Annotated in this window: 17 protein-coding genes; 5 read left to right on the top strand and 12 right to left on the bottom strand. The window is 67.3% G+C overall.

What is annotated here, in order from left to right:
- Window positions 1-93: 93 nt before the first annotated feature.
- Entirely contained in the window at window positions 94-1,344 is a 1,251-nt protein-coding gene (locus LX13_RS03315; protein ID WP_253659869.1) for an alpha-hydroxy acid oxidase, read from the top strand.
- A gap of 14 nt (window positions 1,345-1,358) precedes the next feature.
- Here the strand turns inward: LX13_RS03315 and LX13_RS03310 are convergent, their stop codons facing one another.
- Entirely contained in the window at window positions 1,359-2,714 is a 1,356-nt protein-coding gene (locus LX13_RS03310; protein ID WP_253659868.1) for an HNH endonuclease signature motif containing protein, read from the bottom strand.
- Between the two features lie 183 nt (window positions 2,715-2,897).
- On the opposite strand from LX13_RS03310, the gene LX13_RS03305 reads away from it, so the two are divergent.
- Entirely contained in the window at window positions 2,898-4,028 is a 1,131-nt protein-coding gene (locus LX13_RS03305) for a hypothetical protein (RefSeq protein ID WP_253659867.1), read from the top strand.
- 59 nt (window positions 4,029-4,087) lie between these two features.
- On the opposite strand, the gene LX13_RS03300 is transcribed toward LX13_RS03305, so the two are convergent.
- The 9 genes from LX13_RS03300 to LX13_RS03260 all read right to left on the bottom strand — a co-directional run bounded on the left by LX13_RS03300 (window position 4,088) and on the right by LX13_RS03260 (window position 11,477).
- Window positions 4,088-5,146 (bottom strand): ABC transporter substrate-binding protein, encoded by a 1,059-nt coding sequence (locus LX13_RS03300; protein WP_253659866.1) that lies wholly within the window; start codon window positions 5,144-5,146, stop codon window positions 4,088-4,090.
- A gap of 10 nt (window positions 5,147-5,156) precedes the next feature.
- Entirely contained in the window at window positions 5,157-5,960 is an 804-nt protein-coding gene (locus tag LX13_RS03295; protein ID WP_253659865.1) for an ABC transporter permease, read from the bottom strand.
- A complete protein-coding gene (locus LX13_RS03290; RefSeq protein ID WP_253659864.1) occupies window positions 5,957-6,736 on the bottom strand; it encodes an ABC transporter permease in 780 nt (259 codons plus the stop codon). The genes LX13_RS03295 and LX13_RS03290 overlap by 4 nt, the downstream gene beginning before the upstream one ends.
- The gene (locus tag LX13_RS03285; RefSeq protein WP_253659863.1) at window positions 6,733-7,569 is read right to left on the bottom strand and encodes an ABC transporter ATP-binding protein; all 837 of its coding nucleotides are present in this window, start codon (window positions 7,567-7,569) and stop codon (window positions 6,733-6,735) included. The genes LX13_RS03290 and LX13_RS03285 overlap by 4 nt, the downstream gene beginning before the upstream one ends.
- A gap of 65 nt (window positions 7,570-7,634) precedes the next feature.
- Entirely contained in the window at window positions 7,635-8,900 is a 1,266-nt protein-coding gene (locus tag LX13_RS03280; protein ID WP_253659862.1) for an ABC transporter permease, read from the bottom strand.
- Complete coding sequence (locus tag LX13_RS03275) at window positions 8,897-9,793, bottom strand: ABC transporter ATP-binding protein (protein WP_253659861.1); 897 nt, start codon at window positions 9,791-9,793, stop codon at window positions 8,897-8,899. The genes LX13_RS03280 and LX13_RS03275 overlap by 4 nt, the downstream gene beginning before the upstream one ends.
- A 37-nt stretch (window positions 9,794-9,830) precedes the next feature.
- Complete coding sequence (locus LX13_RS03270) at window positions 9,831-10,517, bottom strand: hypothetical protein (RefSeq protein ID WP_253659860.1); 687 nt, start codon at window positions 10,515-10,517, stop codon at window positions 9,831-9,833.
- Entirely contained in the window at window positions 10,514-10,792 is a 279-nt protein-coding gene (locus LX13_RS03265; protein WP_253659859.1) for a helix-turn-helix transcriptional regulator, read from the bottom strand. The genes LX13_RS03270 and LX13_RS03265 overlap by 4 nt, the downstream gene beginning before the upstream one ends.
- A 58-nt stretch (window positions 10,793-10,850) precedes the next feature.
- Entirely contained in the window at window positions 10,851-11,477 is a 627-nt protein-coding gene (locus LX13_RS03260) for a TetR/AcrR family transcriptional regulator (RefSeq protein WP_253659858.1), read from the bottom strand.
- A gap of 233 nt (window positions 11,478-11,710) precedes the next feature.
- On the opposite strand from LX13_RS03260, the gene LX13_RS03255 reads away from it, so the two are divergent.
- Window positions 11,711-13,093, top strand: coding sequence for a lipase family protein (locus LX13_RS03255; protein ID WP_253660552.1), 1,383 nt, complete (start codon window positions 11,711-11,713; stop codon window positions 13,091-13,093).
- Window positions 13,094-13,097: 4 nt separating this feature from the next.
- On the opposite strand, the gene LX13_RS03250 is transcribed toward LX13_RS03255, so the two are convergent.
- Window positions 13,098-14,240: an NAD(P)-binding domain-containing protein gene (locus LX13_RS03250; protein ID WP_253659857.1), complete on the bottom strand. Its 1,143-nt coding sequence runs from the start codon at window positions 14,238-14,240 to the stop codon at window positions 13,098-13,100.
- A gap of 41 nt (window positions 14,241-14,281) precedes the next feature.
- On the opposite strand from LX13_RS03250, the gene LX13_RS03245 reads away from it, so the two are divergent.
- Complete coding sequence (locus LX13_RS03245) at window positions 14,282-15,013, top strand: enoyl-CoA hydratase (protein WP_253659856.1); 732 nt, start codon at window positions 14,282-14,284, stop codon at window positions 15,011-15,013.
- 9 nt (window positions 15,014-15,022) lie between these two features.
- On the opposite strand, the gene LX13_RS03240 is transcribed toward LX13_RS03245, so the two are convergent.
- Window positions 15,023-15,493, bottom strand: a complete 471-nt coding sequence (locus tag LX13_RS03240; RefSeq protein WP_253659855.1) for a hypothetical protein — start codon at window positions 15,491-15,493, stop codon at window positions 15,023-15,025.
- 151 nt (window positions 15,494-15,644) lie between these two features.
- On the opposite strand from LX13_RS03240, the gene LX13_RS03235 reads away from it, so the two are divergent.
- Window positions 15,645-17,339: a purine-cytosine permease family protein gene (locus LX13_RS03235; RefSeq protein WP_253659854.1), complete on the top strand. Its 1,695-nt coding sequence runs from the start codon at window positions 15,645-15,647 to the stop codon at window positions 17,337-17,339.
- Window positions 17,340-17,343 lie beyond the last annotated feature (4 nt).

Below are 17,343 nucleotides of genomic sequence, written 5' to 3'. Positions count from 1 at the left end.
CGGTGCGATCTCGAAACCGTCTGATCGGGCAGCCCCGACAGGCGTGTGCCTTCGATACGTTGGAGTCCTCGGGGCGACCGGAAGGTGTGTGGAATGAAACGTCGGGTACCCAAGGTCGCCGACCTCGCCCCGCTGATGCAGTTCAAGAAGCCGGAGTTCAACGCCAAGCGTCGCCGCCTGGACGCTGCGTTGACGATCGAGGATCTGCGCAGGATCGCCAAGCGGCGCACGCCGAAGGCCGCGTTCGACTACACCGACGGCTCCGCCGAGGCCGAGCTGTCCATCGAGCGGGCGCGACAGTCGTTTCGCGACATCGAGTTCCACCCGGCGATCCTGCGCGATGTCTCCACCGTGGATACCAGCTGCCAGATCCTCGGCGGCAGTTCGAGCATGCCGTTCGGGATCGCGCCCACGGGCTTCACGCGGATGATGCAGACCGAGGGCGAGTACGCCGGGTCACGGGCCGCCGCGCGTGCGGGTATCCCGTTCTCGCTGTCGACCATGGGCACCGCGTCCATCGAAGACGTGCGCGACGCCAACCCGCATGGGCGTAACTGGTTTCAGCTCTACATGTGGAAGGACCGCGACAAGTCGATGGCGCTGGTCGAGCGCGCCGCGGCTGCCGGATACGACACGTTGCTGGTGACCGTCGATGTCCCGGTGGCCGGCGCGCGTCTGCGGGACAAGCGCAACGGGATGTCGATACCGCCCGCACTCACGCCCGCGACCGTCCTCAACGCGCTGCCGCGCCCGCAGTGGTGGATCGATTTCCTCACCACCGAGCCGTTGGCGTTCGCCTCGCTGGATCGATGGTCGGGGACCGTCGCCGAGCTGTTGGACACCATGTTCGACCCGACCGTGACCTTCGACGACCTCGCCTGGATCAAATCGCAGTGGCCCGGAGAGTTGGTGGTCAAGGGGATTCAGACGATCGCCGACGCACGGGCCGTCGTCGACTTGGGGGTGGACGGCATCATCCTGTCGAATCACGGCGGTCGACAGCTGGATCGGGCGCCGATCCCGTTCCACCTGCTCCCGGAGGTCGCCACCGAGCTCGGTGGGCGCACCGAGATCATCCTCGACACCGGCATCATGTCGGGCGCCGACATCGTCGCGGCCATCGCACTCGGCGCCGACTTCACCCTCGTCGGGCGGGCCTATCTCTACGGCTTGATGGCCGGTGGTGAGGCGGGGGTCGACCGGGCCATCGAGATCCTGAGCGAACAGATCACCCGCACGATGCGGTTGCTCGGCGTGACGAGCCTGGATGAGTTGTCACCCGAGCACGTCACACAGCTCGTGCGGCTCGCGCCCCGACCGGCAGGGGTCCGTCAGTTCTCCTAGCCCGTTTGCACATTTCAGTGCCGCGGATAGCTGACGATCTGTTCGCCGGTCTGGGGGTTGGTCCAGGTGATCGTACGGTCGGGGTGCATCGTGGCCTGCCAGAGTCCGACGGTCTTGGCGTGGTGGTGGAGTCGGCATAGCGCGGCGAGGTTGATGCGCACAGTCCAGCCACCCGCGGACGGGTTGGTGTGGTCGAACGGGATCGTGTGGTCGATGTCGCAGGTGGGGGCCGGGTGGTCGCAGCCGGGGAATCGGCAGGTCTGATCGGCCCAGATGATCCAGTCACGCAGCGACTGTGAGGGCGTGTACCGGAGAGCGGCGTCGGGTGGTCCGCCGCGCATGACTCCCGCGGTTCGGCGCTTCCCATGCCGAAACCCGGTCGCCGATGCATCGGTGGTCGAGGGCTTTGTGGTTGCGTCGTCGAACAGTCCCTGCCAGGTCGCGTCGGTGGCGAGCAGGCGTGCGTAGTCGGGGTCGATCGGGCCCTGGCCCTCGATGTAAGGGACCATCGCACCGGTCATCCCGGCGAGGGTGGCGGCGTCGACATGGACCATCACGTGCGGGTGTTCGGGCGCGATGTCTGTGCCGGGTTCGCCGGGCTTCGTGGTGGCCGACAAGCAGTCGTCGCTGCCGCACTGGCAGTCCAGTGCGGTCTGGTGCCGGGTGATCGCGCGGACCGCGGCGACGCGGCGCTGACCGATGGTGCGTGGGTCGGCGTCGCAGATACCGGCGATCAGACCGGTGATGGCGGCTTCGAGTTCCGCGCCGAGGTCGGCCGGTATGCAGGCGTCGAGGGTGGAATGTCCGTGCCGGTCGGGACGGATGGAGACCTTCTGGTTGCGTTCGAAGTCGGTGCGTTCGGCGGCGGCCTGGTCGGGGTCGATCTCGATCAACAACGTGTCGAGGCGGTCGCGCATCTCGCGGGTCGACATCGCCTGGTCGGCCATCTCCAGCGCCGCGGACTCCATGATCTTGCGGACCATCTCGTCGAGGTGGGCAGCAGCGTCGGCGATGGTCCGTACGCGGGCGAGGTCGATGTCGCCGCGGTAGAAGGTGTCGCGCAGGTCGGGCAGATCGTCGAGTTGGGCGGCCAGTTCGATCCACGTCCAGGCCACCCCGGTGGACACCTTCAAGGTGGTGGCGACCTCGATGGTGGCGCCCTTGTCGCCCATGTGTCCGAACACCGCGCGGTGCCTTTGTTGGGCAATCTCGGTGCGGCGCAGGTCGAACAGTCGACGCGCGGTGAACACCTTGGCTGCGGCGCAGCGGTTCTCGGCCCGACGGGTCTGGCGGAGCAGAGCGACCGTGTCAGCGGCATGCGACGACGCCAACTGGTCGTCGACCATGCTGACATCCACCCCCGCGAACATGATCCCAGAATATCGAGCGAATCGGACAGTTCAGCTGTTGCACAGTGACTTCACCGAGGTTGTCCACAGGTCGCAGTGGGTCCACAGGAGTTCGGTGCGACATCTCGGGAACATCGACACGCCCTGGCCGCATCCAATCCCTCGCACGACCTTCATTCGCATCTCGATGACAAGGAGTACACATTGTCGACCACACGATCACGAACACATCGGGGACGCCACGTCGCTCGCGCGACCGCAGCCTGCGGCGTCGCGCTGACGCTGGCCATCGGCCTGCCGGTGGGAGCCGCCACGGCGGCCCCCGATCGCGGACCGCACAAGAGCACGCCCGGCGGCACGAACAACGACAACCACGTCCGCCGGGGCGCCGAACCCGATCGGAGTCCGCACAAGAGCGTGCCCGGTCACGTCTCGACTGCCCCTCAGGCACAGACCAACCGGGGACGTGCCGACTTCACCCGGAAACCGCAGACGTCGGTGCAGAACAACAGCCTGACACCGTCGCGGACGCCCGGCCAGGGCTCGGCACGAACCGGCTCGGGGGAGTCGAGCGGTCGGCCGCAGGCGCGTGCGGCGGCACCGCAACAGCCGGCTACGCCACCGCCGCCGCAGCAGGCGGCACCCCAGCCGACAGCACCGGAGCAGCAGGCACCGCAGCCGGAGCAGGCCGCGGTGCAACCGACCGCACCAGTCGCGCCGCAGCGACCGACGCCGCCGACGGTGGATGTACGCAGTGTCGGTGGCACGCCGGACCTACCCGGTTCGGTGGTGATGCCGGGAACGACACCGTCGATGTCCGTGCCGAACCGGACGGGAACCGAGCGGGTCTTCGACATCGCGCCCGGGCAGAACGGTCCGTTCTCCGGCGGTGACCCGCGGTCCACCCCGCGCACGATCGACCCGGATGCCAATGACGCTGCCACCGGCAAGCTCTCGGGTGACCTCATCACCCCCAACCCGATCACCAAGGGTGGGGTGCAGGGTCCCGTACCCGAGGAGCGGGAAACCGAATCGACCTACCGCGGTGGGTCGATCACCAAGCCGGGCAAGGGCGGCAGCCTCGAGGTCGGGGTCGGCGACCGCTACCAGCTGCGTGTGGTCGGCGCGGTGCCGGACGGCACCCGAACGGTCGCGACCCCCTACGGTCCCGAGACCGCGGTCAAGTACCGCTACCAGTACCAGTCGCGACGGTGGGTCACCCCGAGCCTGGGTGGCGGCGCGCTGTTCAACTACGTCGGGAAGTGGGAGGACGCCTCACCCGACCGCGTCGATCAGCTCGTCAAGCGCGGGGTACCGCTGCCCGGCCTGAAGTAGAGCGCGGCGACCGACCCACCGGGATCCGGTGGGTCGGTCGTGTCCGGTCCTCGGATCCGTCAGACCGTCTTCTTCAGGTCCGGATTCTCGGCGTAGACCTCGCTGAGGACCGACATGTCGAAGATGTCGGCCGCGGCGATGGTGTAGCCGGCCTTGGCCAACGCCTCGATGTTCTGGGCGATCAGGGCGTCGGTCATGGTCAGCAGGCCGTTCGCCCTGGTGTCGGCGGAGACCACCAGTTCGTTCTGCGCGGTGGCCTCCTTGGTCTGATCGGTGATGTCGAGCTTCAGCGACTTGCCGTAGACGGTGGCCGCGAGCTCCGCCGACTTCTGCGGATCGGCAACCGCGTCGTTCCAGCCCTGGACCTCGGCCTTGAGGAACTTCTTGAGTTTGTCGCGCTCGTTGTCGATGGTCTCCTGTCGCACGACCAGCGTCTCGGCGACCAACGGCAGGTTGTGGTCGGCGAAGAGCAGGGTGGCGGTGGGGAAACCGCTGGTGGCCAGAGTGATCGGTTCGTTCGTACTGTAGGCGACCCAGCCGTCCACCTCGCCCTTGGTCAGCGGCGTCGGGTCGTACTGCACGGTGATCTTCTCGACGTCGCTCTCGGAGAGGTTGTTCGCGGTCAGCAGCGCACGGAAGACGTTTTCGTTCGAGGCCTGGACGCCGATCTTCTTGCCCTTCATGTCGGCCGGCGTGTTGATGGGCCGCTTGGCGTCGGACATGATGCAGAACGGGTTCTTCTGGTACGTCGCGGCGACGGTCTTGAGCTTGGCGCCCTTGAGGATCACCGGGGCGGTGAGCTGCGGCGCGGTCATGCCGATCCACACCTTGTTCGACGTCAGCCCGGTCTCCACACCGGTTCCCGCACCGCCCCCGGTGATGAGTTCGGGATCGCTCAGTCCGGCCGCCTTGTAGTAGCCGTTGGACAGCGCGTGGTACTCGCCGGCGAACTCGATGTTCTTGATCCAGGACAGCTGGACCTTCACCCCGTCCGAACTCGACGACGACGAACCCGAGCTGCAGGCGGCGAGAACACCTGCCCCGCCCACGGTTCCGACGGCGCCGCCGGCAATGAGGGAGTACCGCAGGAACGAGCGGCGGTCGAAGGTGTGGGTCATGGGTGGCTCCTCATGTCGGTTCGGTGCCCATCCGGGCGAGGACGATCTTCTCGATGACGCCGACGATCGCGTACAGGACGATCGAGCTGACGGTGATGACGACGACCGAGGCCCACAGTTCGTCGTAGGCGGCGGCGGGGAGAGCCTGCTGCAGGCTCGCGCCCAGACCCTTGTTGGTGCCCAACCATTCGGCGACGGTCGCGCCGATGATGGCGCCGGGCACCGAGATCTTCGCCGCGGCGAACAGCGCGGGCACCGCGGACGGCAGGGCGGCCATCCGCATCGTGGTCAGTCGCGTCCCGCCGTAGGCGGTGATCACGTCGCTGATCTGCCGAGGCGCGTTGTTCAGCCCGGTCATGATCATCACCAGGGCCGGGAAGAACACGATGATCCCGCCCATCACCGCGATGCACGCGGGACCGCGCCCGACGATCATCGTGATCAACGGCGTCATCGCGACCAGCGGCACCGACCGCAACAGCATCGCCATCGGCATGAACGTCTGCGCGGCCGGTCGGAACATCACGAACACCGCGGCGACGACGACCGCGGCCATCATCCCGGTGACGAATCCGATCGCGGTGTCAGCGAGGGTGATCCACAGGTCGCCGAGGATGTCGGAGCGCTGGGTCGACGCGTCGGCTCCGGTGAACAGATAGCTGAACACGTCGATCGGGGTGCGGCCGATGATCGGACCGATGTCGGGGAACGCGAGCAGGAACAGCGACCAGATCACCAGGATCAGGACGAGTGAACCCAGCAGCGCGCCGAGGAACTTCGCGGTCGCGGTGAGGACGGGGTGCCGGGTGGTCATGCGAGCACCGCGTTCCCGGTGGACCACCGCGTCGCGAACACCGAGACCGCAGCCACGACGCCGTAGCCGATACCGGCGATGACCCCGGTGAGCAGCGCGATCGCCCACACCTGGGGGATGGCCGCCTGCTGCTGGGCGAGGATCAGCGCCGGGCCGATGCCCTGTTCCGGCATCGACAGGAACTCGCCCAGCACCGCACCGAGCACCGCGGCGGGGGCCGCGATCTTCAGGGCTCCCAGGATGTTCGGTACCGCGGCGATGAGTCGGACGCGGACGAGTTGGGACACGGCGCCGCCGCCGTACACCCGGACCAGGTCGAGGCTGGCCTGCTGTGGCGAGCGCAGGCCGGTGAGGGTGCCGATCATCGTCGTGAAGAAGACCGAGATGGCGGCGAGGAACACGATCATGGTCTGCACCTCGGCGAACGCGACCTGCACGATGGGTGCGACGGCGATCAGCGGTGTGCAGTAGCTGATGATGGCCAACTGTGTTGCCAGGCCCTCGATCAACGGGATGATGACGACCAACAGGGCCAGCACGATCGCCAACAGATTGCCCCACAGGAAGCCGCGCAGGGCGAGCTCGATGGTCGGGGTGAAGTTAGTGGAGTAGAACTCCGATCCCTGCTCGCCGATGGCGCGGAACACGGCGAACGGAGTCGGGATGGTGCCCTTGAACCACGCGAACACACCGGCGATCCACCACAACGCGACGACCGACACGAGTCCCAGAGCGCCTGCACCCCAGCGTGACCCGAACGTTCGGAGTCCGGTCATCCGGCGCCGTCCGCGTGTGCGAGATCGGCGGGCGCCTGCGAGCGGCCGAACAACAGGCCGCTGAGGTGATCGTGCAGCCCGTGGAACTCCGGTGTGCGCATCATCTCCGGCACCCGGGGGCGGGGGAGGTCGATGGGCAGGATCTCGATGATCCGACCGGGACGTGGGCTCATCACCGCGACCTCGTCGGACAGGAACACCGCCTCGGCGATGCCGTGGGTGACCATCAGGGTGGTGGCCGGCTTCTCGGTCCAGATCCGCAGCAGTTCGATGTTCAGGCGCTGCCGCGTCATGTCGTCGAGGGCCCCGAACGGTTCGTCGAGCAGCAACGCCGTGGGCCGCATGACGAGCGCCCGTGCGATCGAGACCCGTTGACGCATACCGCCGGACAACGTGGCGGGTTTGGCCTTCTCGAACCCGTTCAGACCCACGAGCTCGATCAGCTCGGCGATCAGCGCGTCGTCGGCAGGGAGTCCGGCCACCTGCAGCGGAAGCTTGATGTTGGCCTCCACACTGCGCCACGGCAACAGCGCCGAGTCCTGGAACGCGATGCCCAGGCCGTGATCGCCCTGCAGCTCCTTGGGCGAGCGCCCGTTCATCAGGGCGGTCCCCGAGGTGGCCGCCTCGAGACCGGCGAGAACACGCAGCACGGTGGATTTGCCACATCCGGACGGCCCGAGGAGCGCGAGGAACGATCCCTCGGAGGTCTTCAGGGTGACGTCGTCGAGCGCGGTGACCGTCTTCGAGCGACTGCCGAACACCTTGGTGAGGCCGCTGATGTCGATGCCCGTCCCTGGGGGACGGGCACCGGACTGCGGGGCGAGGTCAACCATGAGCGCGACGCTAGGCCGCGCGCGTTGCTGCGGTGTTACCCGACGGTTACGCCGATCTCATCCGCTCAGCCGACCGGGGTCGGTGTCGACTTCTCGGTGGCGCGCGACCCGCGCAGGGCCTCCGACCAGCTCACCTTCGACCCGGTCCGCAGGATCGACCGCTGGTAGACGCGGGACGCGACCCAGACGGCGGCCAGGCACGCGGCGATCATGATGACGATGGTCCCCACCACCTGGAGGGTGCTGGTCTCGCCGGCGGCGATGCGCATCGGCATCAGCGAGGCCGAGAACGGCGGGATCCAGCTGAGTGCCTTGATGAAGGAGGAGTCGAGCGAGTTGATGCCGAAGATCCCGGCGTACAGCACGCCGATCGACAGGATGGTCAGCGGCGCCGTGGTCGACCCGAGTTCCTCCTGACGGGACACCATCGCTCCCGTGGCGGCGTAGAGGGTGGCGAAGAAGAGGAAGCCGAGCAGGAACCACACCACCACGGCGGCGAGCATGGAGATCGCCGCGCTGGGGACCGTGAGGACCCCGGTCACCGATGCGGTGATCAACCCCGCGCCACCGAGGAGCACCAACTGTCCGAACGTGATCGCGCCGATGCCGAGGATCTTGCCCCACAGCAGGTGAAGGGGACGGATCGTGGCGAGCAGCAGCTCGACCACCCGCGAGGTCTTCTCCTCGACCACCCCCGCGGAGACCATGGCGCCACCGGTCATGATCGCGAACAGCAGCAGGATGACGCCGACGTAGGCGATCGCCAGTCGCTGGCCCTCGTCGGGCTTGTCCGGCTTGGTCTGTGTCACATCGAGCGATGACGCCGTCTGCTGGGCTTCGCCAAAGGCACCCGGATCGATGTTGTTGCGCGCCAATGCCTCGCGCTGTGCGAGCTGGGCGAGCGCGGTGCGCACGATCGTCTCCGACGTGCCCGACAGGCCGTCCTTCGTGATCGCCGTGTACGCGGGTCCGCCGACGGCTCCGGTGCCCAGTGCGACCGAGACGTCGCCGGCGTCCACCTGCGTGCGTGCGGCCGCGGCGTCGGCGAGTGGGACGATCTCCACCGAGGTGCCACTCAGGGTGCCCGCCTGGGTGATCGACTGCGACAGTGCAGCGTTCGTGCCGACGATGCCGATCTTCTCGGGCTTGTCGTCACCACCGGTGAAGATCGAGGCGACGATGAGGCCGCCGATGATCAGCACCAGCATCAGTGCGTTGGTGATGAGGAACGATCGGGTCCGCACGCGGGTCGTGATCTCTCGGCGTGCGATCAGGGAGATCGCGCGGGTGGGGCCGAGGGTGGCCCCGCCGGTGGTCTTCGGTGTGCTCATGCTGAAACAACCTCTCGGAACAGATCGGTCAGATGGGGATGGCTCGTGGCGAACCGGTGGACGGGTCCGTGGGTCAACGCCGTCGCGAGGAGTCTCTGGTCGTCGGCGGTGTCGTCGATGCGCAGATGCGTGTCGGCGCCGCGGTAGTCGGCCTCGATGACGCCGGGCAGTCCGTCGGCCCACCTCGTGGACGTGTCGGGACCGGTGACGTGCAACGTCTTCCCGCCGCCGGCACGCAGCTCGTCGACACTGCCCTGCGCGCGCATGCTGCCCTTGGTGATGATGCCGACGCGGTCGCACAGCCGCTGGACGAGATCGAGCTGGTGGCTGGAGAACAGCACCGGGACACCCTCGGCGGCTTTCTCTTTCAACACGTCGCTCATCACGTCGACGGCCACCGGGTCCAGGCCGGAGAACGGTTCGTCGAGAACCAGCACGGTCGGCTCGTGCACGAGCGCCGCCGCCAGCTGGGCGCGTTGCTGGTTACCCAGGCTCAGGTCGCCGACGTTGTCGTCGATGCGCTCGCCGAGCCCGAGTCGGGTGACCCAGCGGACGACGTTGTCGCGGGCGTCGGCCGAGGACAGGCCGTGCAGCTCGGCCAGGAACCGGAGCTGTTCGCCCACCTTCATCTTCGGGTACAGGCCGCGTTCCTCGGGCATGTACCCGATCTGGCGGCGCATCTCGAGGTCGATTGGCCGATCGCCGAGCAGCACTCGCCCGGAATCGGCGGACAGCACGCCGAGCACGATGCGCATGGTCGTGGACTTGCCGGCACCGTTGCTGCCGACGAAGCCGAAGATCTCGCCGGCGTTGACCGTGAAGGTCATGTCCGACAACGCGGTCAGGTTGCCGTACCGCTTCGACAGGTGGTCGATGATCAGTGGATCGTTCACGATCTGCCTTTCTCGGGTGGAACGGGGGATGGGTGGTTCACCAGGGCGCGGGCGCCGGCGGGTCGAGATCGCGGGCCGGTGCTCGCGGTGCCGGGTCGGGCGCCGGTTGGCTCTTTGCCGCAGGCTCTTCAGGGTCGTCCTCGACCGTCTCGTCGACGGCGAAGTCGTCTGGATCGGGATCGGCCTGCCACCAGGAGACGAGGATCGTGGGGGTGGAGGATCCGACGAGAACGAGGCTGATGAGCAGCACCCCGATCCCGTAGACGTTCTGTCCGGACACCAGATCCATGGCCGAACCGAGGAAGATCAACAGCAGATACGGGATGAACATCAGGCTGAACAGCACGATGTAGCCGATCGACCGCGCCGAGTTCCGCTGTGCCAGTTGGATCTCGTCGAGTGCGGAGACGGGCGCATCGGCAACCGACCCGGTCACGATCCGCAATATCGTCAGGGTGCTGACCGTGCCGATCAGGCCGATGACGAACGGGATCCAGAACCACAGCTGGGTGAACATGGCGTACACGCCGGCAACGACGAGGGTCACGAGGAACGCCCCCAGCGTCAGTGTCAACCGCCGGAAGGCCCGACGGTTACGCATGTTCGGGTACCGGCCGGCGTATTTACCGATACTGCGCTCGTACCGAACGGCGCGCCAGTTCTCGTATCGGCGCCAGACCTGTGGCTGTGCGTGCTCGGGGATCGCCGAGTTGGGATCACTCATGATGACGCTCCGTTTCGTTTCGCGTACAGCTCGGCCGACATGGCGCCGAACTCGTGACGGCTGAACACTGCCTCCACGGGGAGGTCGAAGACCGCGCAGATCCGGAAGGCGAGGTCGAGGCTGGGGTAGTTGTCGCCGCGCTCCAACGCCCCCACCGACTGGACGTTGATCTCGACCCGTTCGGCGAGCTCGGCGCGCGACATACGCCGCTCGGCGCGAAGGACACCGATGCGGTTGAAGATGGGGAGTGCAACTCCACGTCGTACTGGGCTCACGCAACTAAGTATTAGGAAAACACAACACGGTGTCAATAGAAGACAACGAACCGTTTGTTCAGGAGAGCGTTACGCCGTAACTTTCGGCAAGCAGCATGAGCATGTCGATGCGGGCGGTGTCGGCGTCGGGATCGGGCGCCAGCGGCTTGCGCAGCGCCTCGCCGTCGAACGCGGCGATGAGAACCATGACCAACGTGCGGCGACGCGCGGCGCTGAGCTCCCGGAGCTCGGGCATGCCGTCGGCCAGCCGGGTCATCGAGGCGTAGTAGTTCTCCAGGATGGGACTCAGGCGGGTGCGCAGTGCCTCGTCGATCCGCGCGTGGAAAGCCAACTCGCGCAACACGATGTTGATGTCAGAGGTCGCGAGGTCGCGGACCAACAGCACGGCCTCGCGCATGTCCCTGGGGCCGGCCTCGGCGCTCGAGGTGCCGAACTCCGCGGTGAAGCTGCTGATCTGACGTTCGCCGACCTCCTGGGCCACCGCGATCATGAGATCGAGGCGGGTGGGGAAGTGGCGGAACAGCGCGCCCTGCGACAGGCCGGCCCGCGTCACGATCTCGACAACGGTGGTCTTGGCGTATCCGATCTCGGCGATCGATGTGATCGCGGCGTCGAGAAGGGCCCCGATGGTCGTCGCGCGACGTTGCGCCTGTGTCCGCCGGGGCGCGACTCGTGGGGAACTCACCCGCCAACTATAAAAGCGTCTGGCCGATCCGCGGCCGGTCACGGCGGCATCTGTGTCCTGCTCAGATGAGGTTGTCGTCACTTAGAAACCATGTACTCTCTTTCTATCTTGGTGAGGTGAGTCACATGAGCGATGAGCTCTGTGGCTCGTCCAAATGACGATTCAAAGGAGAATCTGTGTTTCTGCTGTCGGGCGAGGGAACGGTTCGTGGTCGAAAACGATTGGTGGCGTTGATGGTCGGCGTCATCGCGCTCGTCGGACAGGGTGTGGTCGCCACCGACGCCGCCGCGGCACCCCGCCCACCGGTCGCACCGTCGACTGCACCGGTCCCGATGTTCCCGCCGCTGCCGGACGCCGACCGCGGGTTCTATCTCCCGCCCCAGAGCGTGGTCGACGCCGCCGCGCCCGGCGAGATCCTCGCGGCGCGTCGGGTGAACCTCGCCAACGTCTCGGTGCTGCCGGTCAACGTCGACGCGTGGCAGATCTCCTACCGGTCCACCAACACCCGCGGCCAGGCGATCCCGGCGGTGTCGACGGTGCTCAAGCCGCGCGGTGCCGCACCGGGCGGCTCGCGGAAGTTGCTGTCGTACCAGATGGCCGAGGACTCGACGGCGAGCTACTGCGCACCCTCCTATGCGATGCGTGCCGGCTCGATCCCGTCCCCGCTGACCGGACCGATCACGGTCCCGCTCAACTTCATCGACGTGGTCGCCGCGGTCGCCAAGGGGTGGGCCGTCGTCGTGCCCGATCACCAGGGGCCGGACTCCGCGTTCGCCGCAGGACCCCTGGCCGGGCGGATCGTCCTGGACGGCATCCGATCCGCGGAGCAGTTCGCGCCGTTGCAGGTCGACGGCACCGCGACGAAGGTCGGCATGTGGGGCTACTCGGGCGGCGCGATCGCCACCGGATGGGCCGCCGAGCTCCAACAGAGCTACGCCCCGGAACTGAACGTCGTCGGGGTCGCCGAGGGCGGCGTGCCCGCGGACCTGGGGGCGCTGGTGAATCTCGGCAGCGGCAACCTCGGCGCCGGGTTGGTGATGGCCGGCGTCATCGGCGTCAGTCGGGAGTACCCCGAGCTGGCCGGGATCCTGCAGCGACGGGTCAACCCGCTCGGCAAGGCGCTAGTCGCGGCCAAGAACCCGCTATGCCTGGCCTATCAGTCGGTCCTCGTCCCGTTCCTGAACATCAAGGGTGTGTTCCTCGGCGGCGACCCGCTGCGCGACCCAACGGTGAAGTCTGTGCTCGCGAAGGTCCGGATGGGGCAGACGGTTCCCCGCTCACCGATGTTCGTCTATCAGTCCCATCCCGACTGGCTGGTCCCGGTCGGGCCGGTGGACACCCTCGTGAAGACCTACTGCCGCGACCCCCGGGCACGGGTGCAGTACACCCGCGACCACTTCAGCGAACACATCTCACTCGACCCGGTAGCGGCGCCCGCCGCCCTGCTGTGGCTGGGGGAGCGGTTCGCCGGGAAGCCCGTCAGGGCCGGGTGCTCGACGACCGACGTGGGCTCGATGGCCCTGGATTCCCGGTCGTGGTCGACGTTGTCCGACCAGCTCGGCGCAAACGTGGCCGCGCTGTTCGGTCAGGCGATCGGTCGCACCCCGACCCGGTGACGGGCTACGTCCGGACGGACTCCCCGTCGAGGACGGCGCGCACATGTCGCGCCGCCTCACGGCCTGCCCGGTTCGCGCCGATCGTCGACGCGGACGGGCCGTAACCGAGAAGCTGGACTCCGGGCTCGTCGGCGACGACCGTCGCCAGCGTCCCGGTCATGGTGATGCCACCGCCCGCGGCGCGCAGGTGCAACGGCGCGAGATGGTCGAGCGCGCTGCGAAACCCGGTGCACCAGAAGATGACGTCGACGTCGAGTTGTGCCGGCGCGTCCTGACGTACGCCGTCGAAGCGGACGCCCTTCTCCACTATCCGCGTGAACATCGGCAGCCACTCGAGGATGCCGTCGGCCTGCGCCGCGGCGATGGCCGGCGTCGTGCGCAGGCCGGTCACCGACACCACCGACGTCGGTGGCAGTCCGGCGCGCACCCGGCGTTCCACCCGGGCGACGGCCTCGCGGCCCTCCTCAGGAGAGAACGGCGCGTCGGTGAACACCGGCCGGGTCCGGCTGCACCAGTACGTCGTCACGTCGGTCGCGGTGCGGGCGATCTCCATCAGCAGCTGCACCGCCGAGATGCCTGCTCCGACCACCAGCACCCGCTGTCCGTCGAAGTCATGCGGTCCCGAGTAGTCGTGGGTGTGGAGCTGGCGGCCGGCGAACCGTTCGGTCCCGGGGATGTAGGGGATGAACGGCCGGTCCCACGTCCCGGTCGCGTTGACGATGGTCCGGGTGATGATGGTGGAGTCGACCCGGGTGCCACCCGGCCCGGGGCCGGTCAGCAGCACCTCGTACTCGTCGGCCGTCCCTCGGCGACGTCGCACCGCGTTGACGTGCACCGGCCGCCGTACGTCGAGTTCGAACTTCTTCTCGTACCGCTCGAAGTAGTCCGGCACGGCACTCGCGGCGGGCCATTCGTCGCATTCGACCCCGAGGGCCTCGGTGAGTCCGTATCCGGGGAGATCGTGGACGTGGTTCGCGCCGGCCAGGGTGAGCGTCGGCCAGCGGAACTGCCACGCGCCACCGGGTTTCGGGGCGTGGTCGAGGATGGCGAACCGCCCGGTCAGTCCCCGTCGTCGGAGGAAATACCCGGCCGACAGTCCTGCCTGCCCGCCGCCGATCACCACACAGTCGAGCCGCTCGTCGGTCACGCCCCGAACTGTACGTCGCGCCGGGTATTAGGCTGACCACCATGATCGGGAGCAGCAGAAACGGTCTCGTGACCACCATCGAGATCCAACGCGAGGACAAGCGCAACGCCCTCGACCACGATGTTCTCGACGGACTGGCCGCCGCGGTCGCCGAGGCGGTCGACGCAGGCACCCGCGCCATCGTGCTCACCGGACAGGGCGCCACCTTCTGTGCGGGCGCAGATCTGTCCGGCCCGGTCTACGACCCGAACTTCCTCACCAAGCTGGTGGCGACGTTGCAGCAGATCGAGTCATCGCCGGTGCCGGTCATCGCCGCGCTCAACGGCAGCGCGCTGGGCGCGGGCCTGCAGCTGGCGATGGTCGCCGACCTCCGTGTGATGGCGCCCGGTGCGACGGTGGGCATCCCCGCGGCCAAGATCGGTGTGGCCGTCGACGAATGGACCATCCGCCGACTCGTCTCGCTGGTCGGCGGCGGCACCGCGCGCGGCATGCTCATCGGTTGTGACCCGCTCACCGCCGACCGCGCTCACGCCATCGGATTCGCCAACCGCATAGGCGATCTGGCCGAGGCACAGGCGTGGGCGGCGTCGATCGCCGAGCTCGCACCGCTCACCCTCGCGCATTACAAGCTGGTGTTCGCCGGTGACGGGGCGCGCGACGAGGTCCCGGCCGACCGTGTCGGTGCGATGATGCGCGCCTGGGACAGTGACGATCTCGTCGAGGGACGCACCGCTCGCGCCGAGAAGCGGCCACCACGGTTCACCGGTCGCTGACCGAGACCGCTACTTCAGGCGTTTGACCGACTTACCCGGTCGGTAGACGAGGCGTTTGACCTCCGGCGGCGGGTCGGCGATCCCGGGCCCACCCGCTCGCATCCATTCGCCCACCTCGGTCATCGCCGAGTCGCTCAGGACGCGTTGCAGCCAGACCGGCCGACCGCCGTTGGCCCGACCCGCCCGCGACGGCGACACCACGATGACGTTCGACCGCTTGCAGTCGTCGAGACAATCGCTGGTCCGCACCCGTGCGGCGTCGTCGACCGCGTCGCGGAGCACATCGAGCTGGCTGTCGTGGTCGATGCCGGGGTGTTTGCGCGCGGTCCCGCAGCAACAGCCACGACACACGGTCGCCGTCGGGATCGACGTACCCGATTTCTTCGACGACAGCACGTACTCCGATGTTCGAGCCGGCTGGTGGGGTCCGGCGTGGTCGAGACCACCGACGAGCCTACGACACCCGCGATGACTGGCCATACGCGACCCGGCGTTGGTGCGCAAGGCTAAGGGTCTTAGTTTTCGTACCCGAAACATGCTCGAACTGTTCGGGATACACGGCGCGCCTAGCGTCGCGATATTGCCCGTCAGGGGGCGGACATCATCTGCGATTGCTGATCGAGGAGTGCGCATGACCCAGGAAGTAGTGGAGCCGAATCCGGCTCTCACAGGACCGCAGGCCGCGGCCACCCGAGAGACGCTGGAGGACTACACCCTCCGGTTCGCTCCGCGGAGCTATCGCAAGTGGGGGCCGGGCGTCGTCTCGATCTCCGCCCTCGGTGGCATCGCCTATCTCGCCGACTTCGCCATCGGTGCCAACATCGGTATCGCCAACGGCACCGGTAATGCGTTGTGGGGCATCCTGTTCTTCGCCGTCGTCATCGTGCTGACCGGCTACCCGCTGGCCTACTACGCGGCGCGGTACAACATCGACCTCGACCTCATCACGCGCGGAAGCGGTTTCGGTTACTACGGGTCGGTCCTGACCAACGTCATCTTCGCGTCCTTCACCTTCATCTTCTTCGCCCTCGAGGGCTCGATCATGGCGCAGGGCCTCAAACTGGGTCTCGGCATCCCACTGTGGCTGGGGTATCTGGTGTCCTCGGTGCTGGTGATCCCGCTGGTCATCTACGGGATGAACACCCTGGCCAAGCTGCAGGTGTGGACCACGCCGCTGTGGCTGGTCATGATGGTGCTGCCGTTCCTCTATCTCCTGATCACCCACCCCGACGCGGTCGGCGACTTCCTCTCCTACAGTGGTGGTCTCGACGCGCAGGGCGGACAGGGCGTGTCCTTCGCAGGCACCATGCTGGCCGCCGGTGTCTGTCTGTCGTTGATCGCCCAGATCGCCGAGCAGATCGACTACCTGCGCTTCATGCCCCCGAAGACCGCCGAGAACAGCCGGCGCTGGTGGACCGCCGTCATCGCGGCCGGCCCGGGCTGGGTCTTCTTCGGAGCCATCAAGCAGGTCGTGGGCCTGTTCCTCGCCGTCTACCTGATCCTGAACTTCGCCGACCAGGCCGGCGTCGCCAACCAGCCGGTCGAGCAGTTCCTCGCCATCTACGAGGACTTCATGCCGCACTGGCTGGCGCTGACCCTCGCGGTCATCCTGGTGGTCATCAGCCAGATCAAGATCAACGTCACCAACGCCTACTCCGGCTCGCTGGCGTGGACCAACAGCTTCACCCGCGTCACCAAGACCTACCCGGGTCGCCTCGTGTTCCTGGTGTTCAACGTCGCGATCGCCATCGTCCTGATGGAAGCCAACATGTTCAGCTTCCTCAACAACCTGCTGAACTTCTACGCCAACTGTGGCATCGCGTGGATCGCGACCGTCGCCTCCGACATCGCCATCAACAAGTTCTTGCTGAAGCTGTCACCCAAGCAGCCCGAGTTCCGTCGCGGCATGCTCTACAACGTCAACCCGGTGGGCTTCGGCAGCGTCATCATCGCCGGCGGACTGTCGATCATGACGTACTTCCACGTCTTCGGCGACGCCATCCAGCCGTACTCGCCGATCGTGGCACTCGTTCTCGCTGTTGTCCTCCCGCCGATCTTCGCCTACGCCACCAAGGGGAAGTACTACCTGCGGCGCACCGACGACGGCATCGACCTGCCGATGCTCGACGAGGACGGCAACCCGTCGGACGTCAAGCTCATGTGCTGCGTCACCGGTATCGAGTTCGAGCGCCCCGACATGATCGCGTCGGCCAAGCCGGGTCCGAACGGAGAGAAGCAGTACATCTCCTCGCTGGCCCTGTCGTGCGACAAGACCGGTGAGCACGTCCTACCCGAACAGAAGACGGAGACCGCTCTCACGCAGTAGATCC

Source organism: Williamsia maris (assembly GCF_024171815.1).
Classification (GTDB): domain Bacteria; phylum Actinomycetota; class Actinomycetes; order Mycobacteriales; family Mycobacteriaceae; genus Williamsia_A; species Williamsia_A maris.
This window is presented reverse-complemented; position numbering and strand designations above follow the sequence as displayed.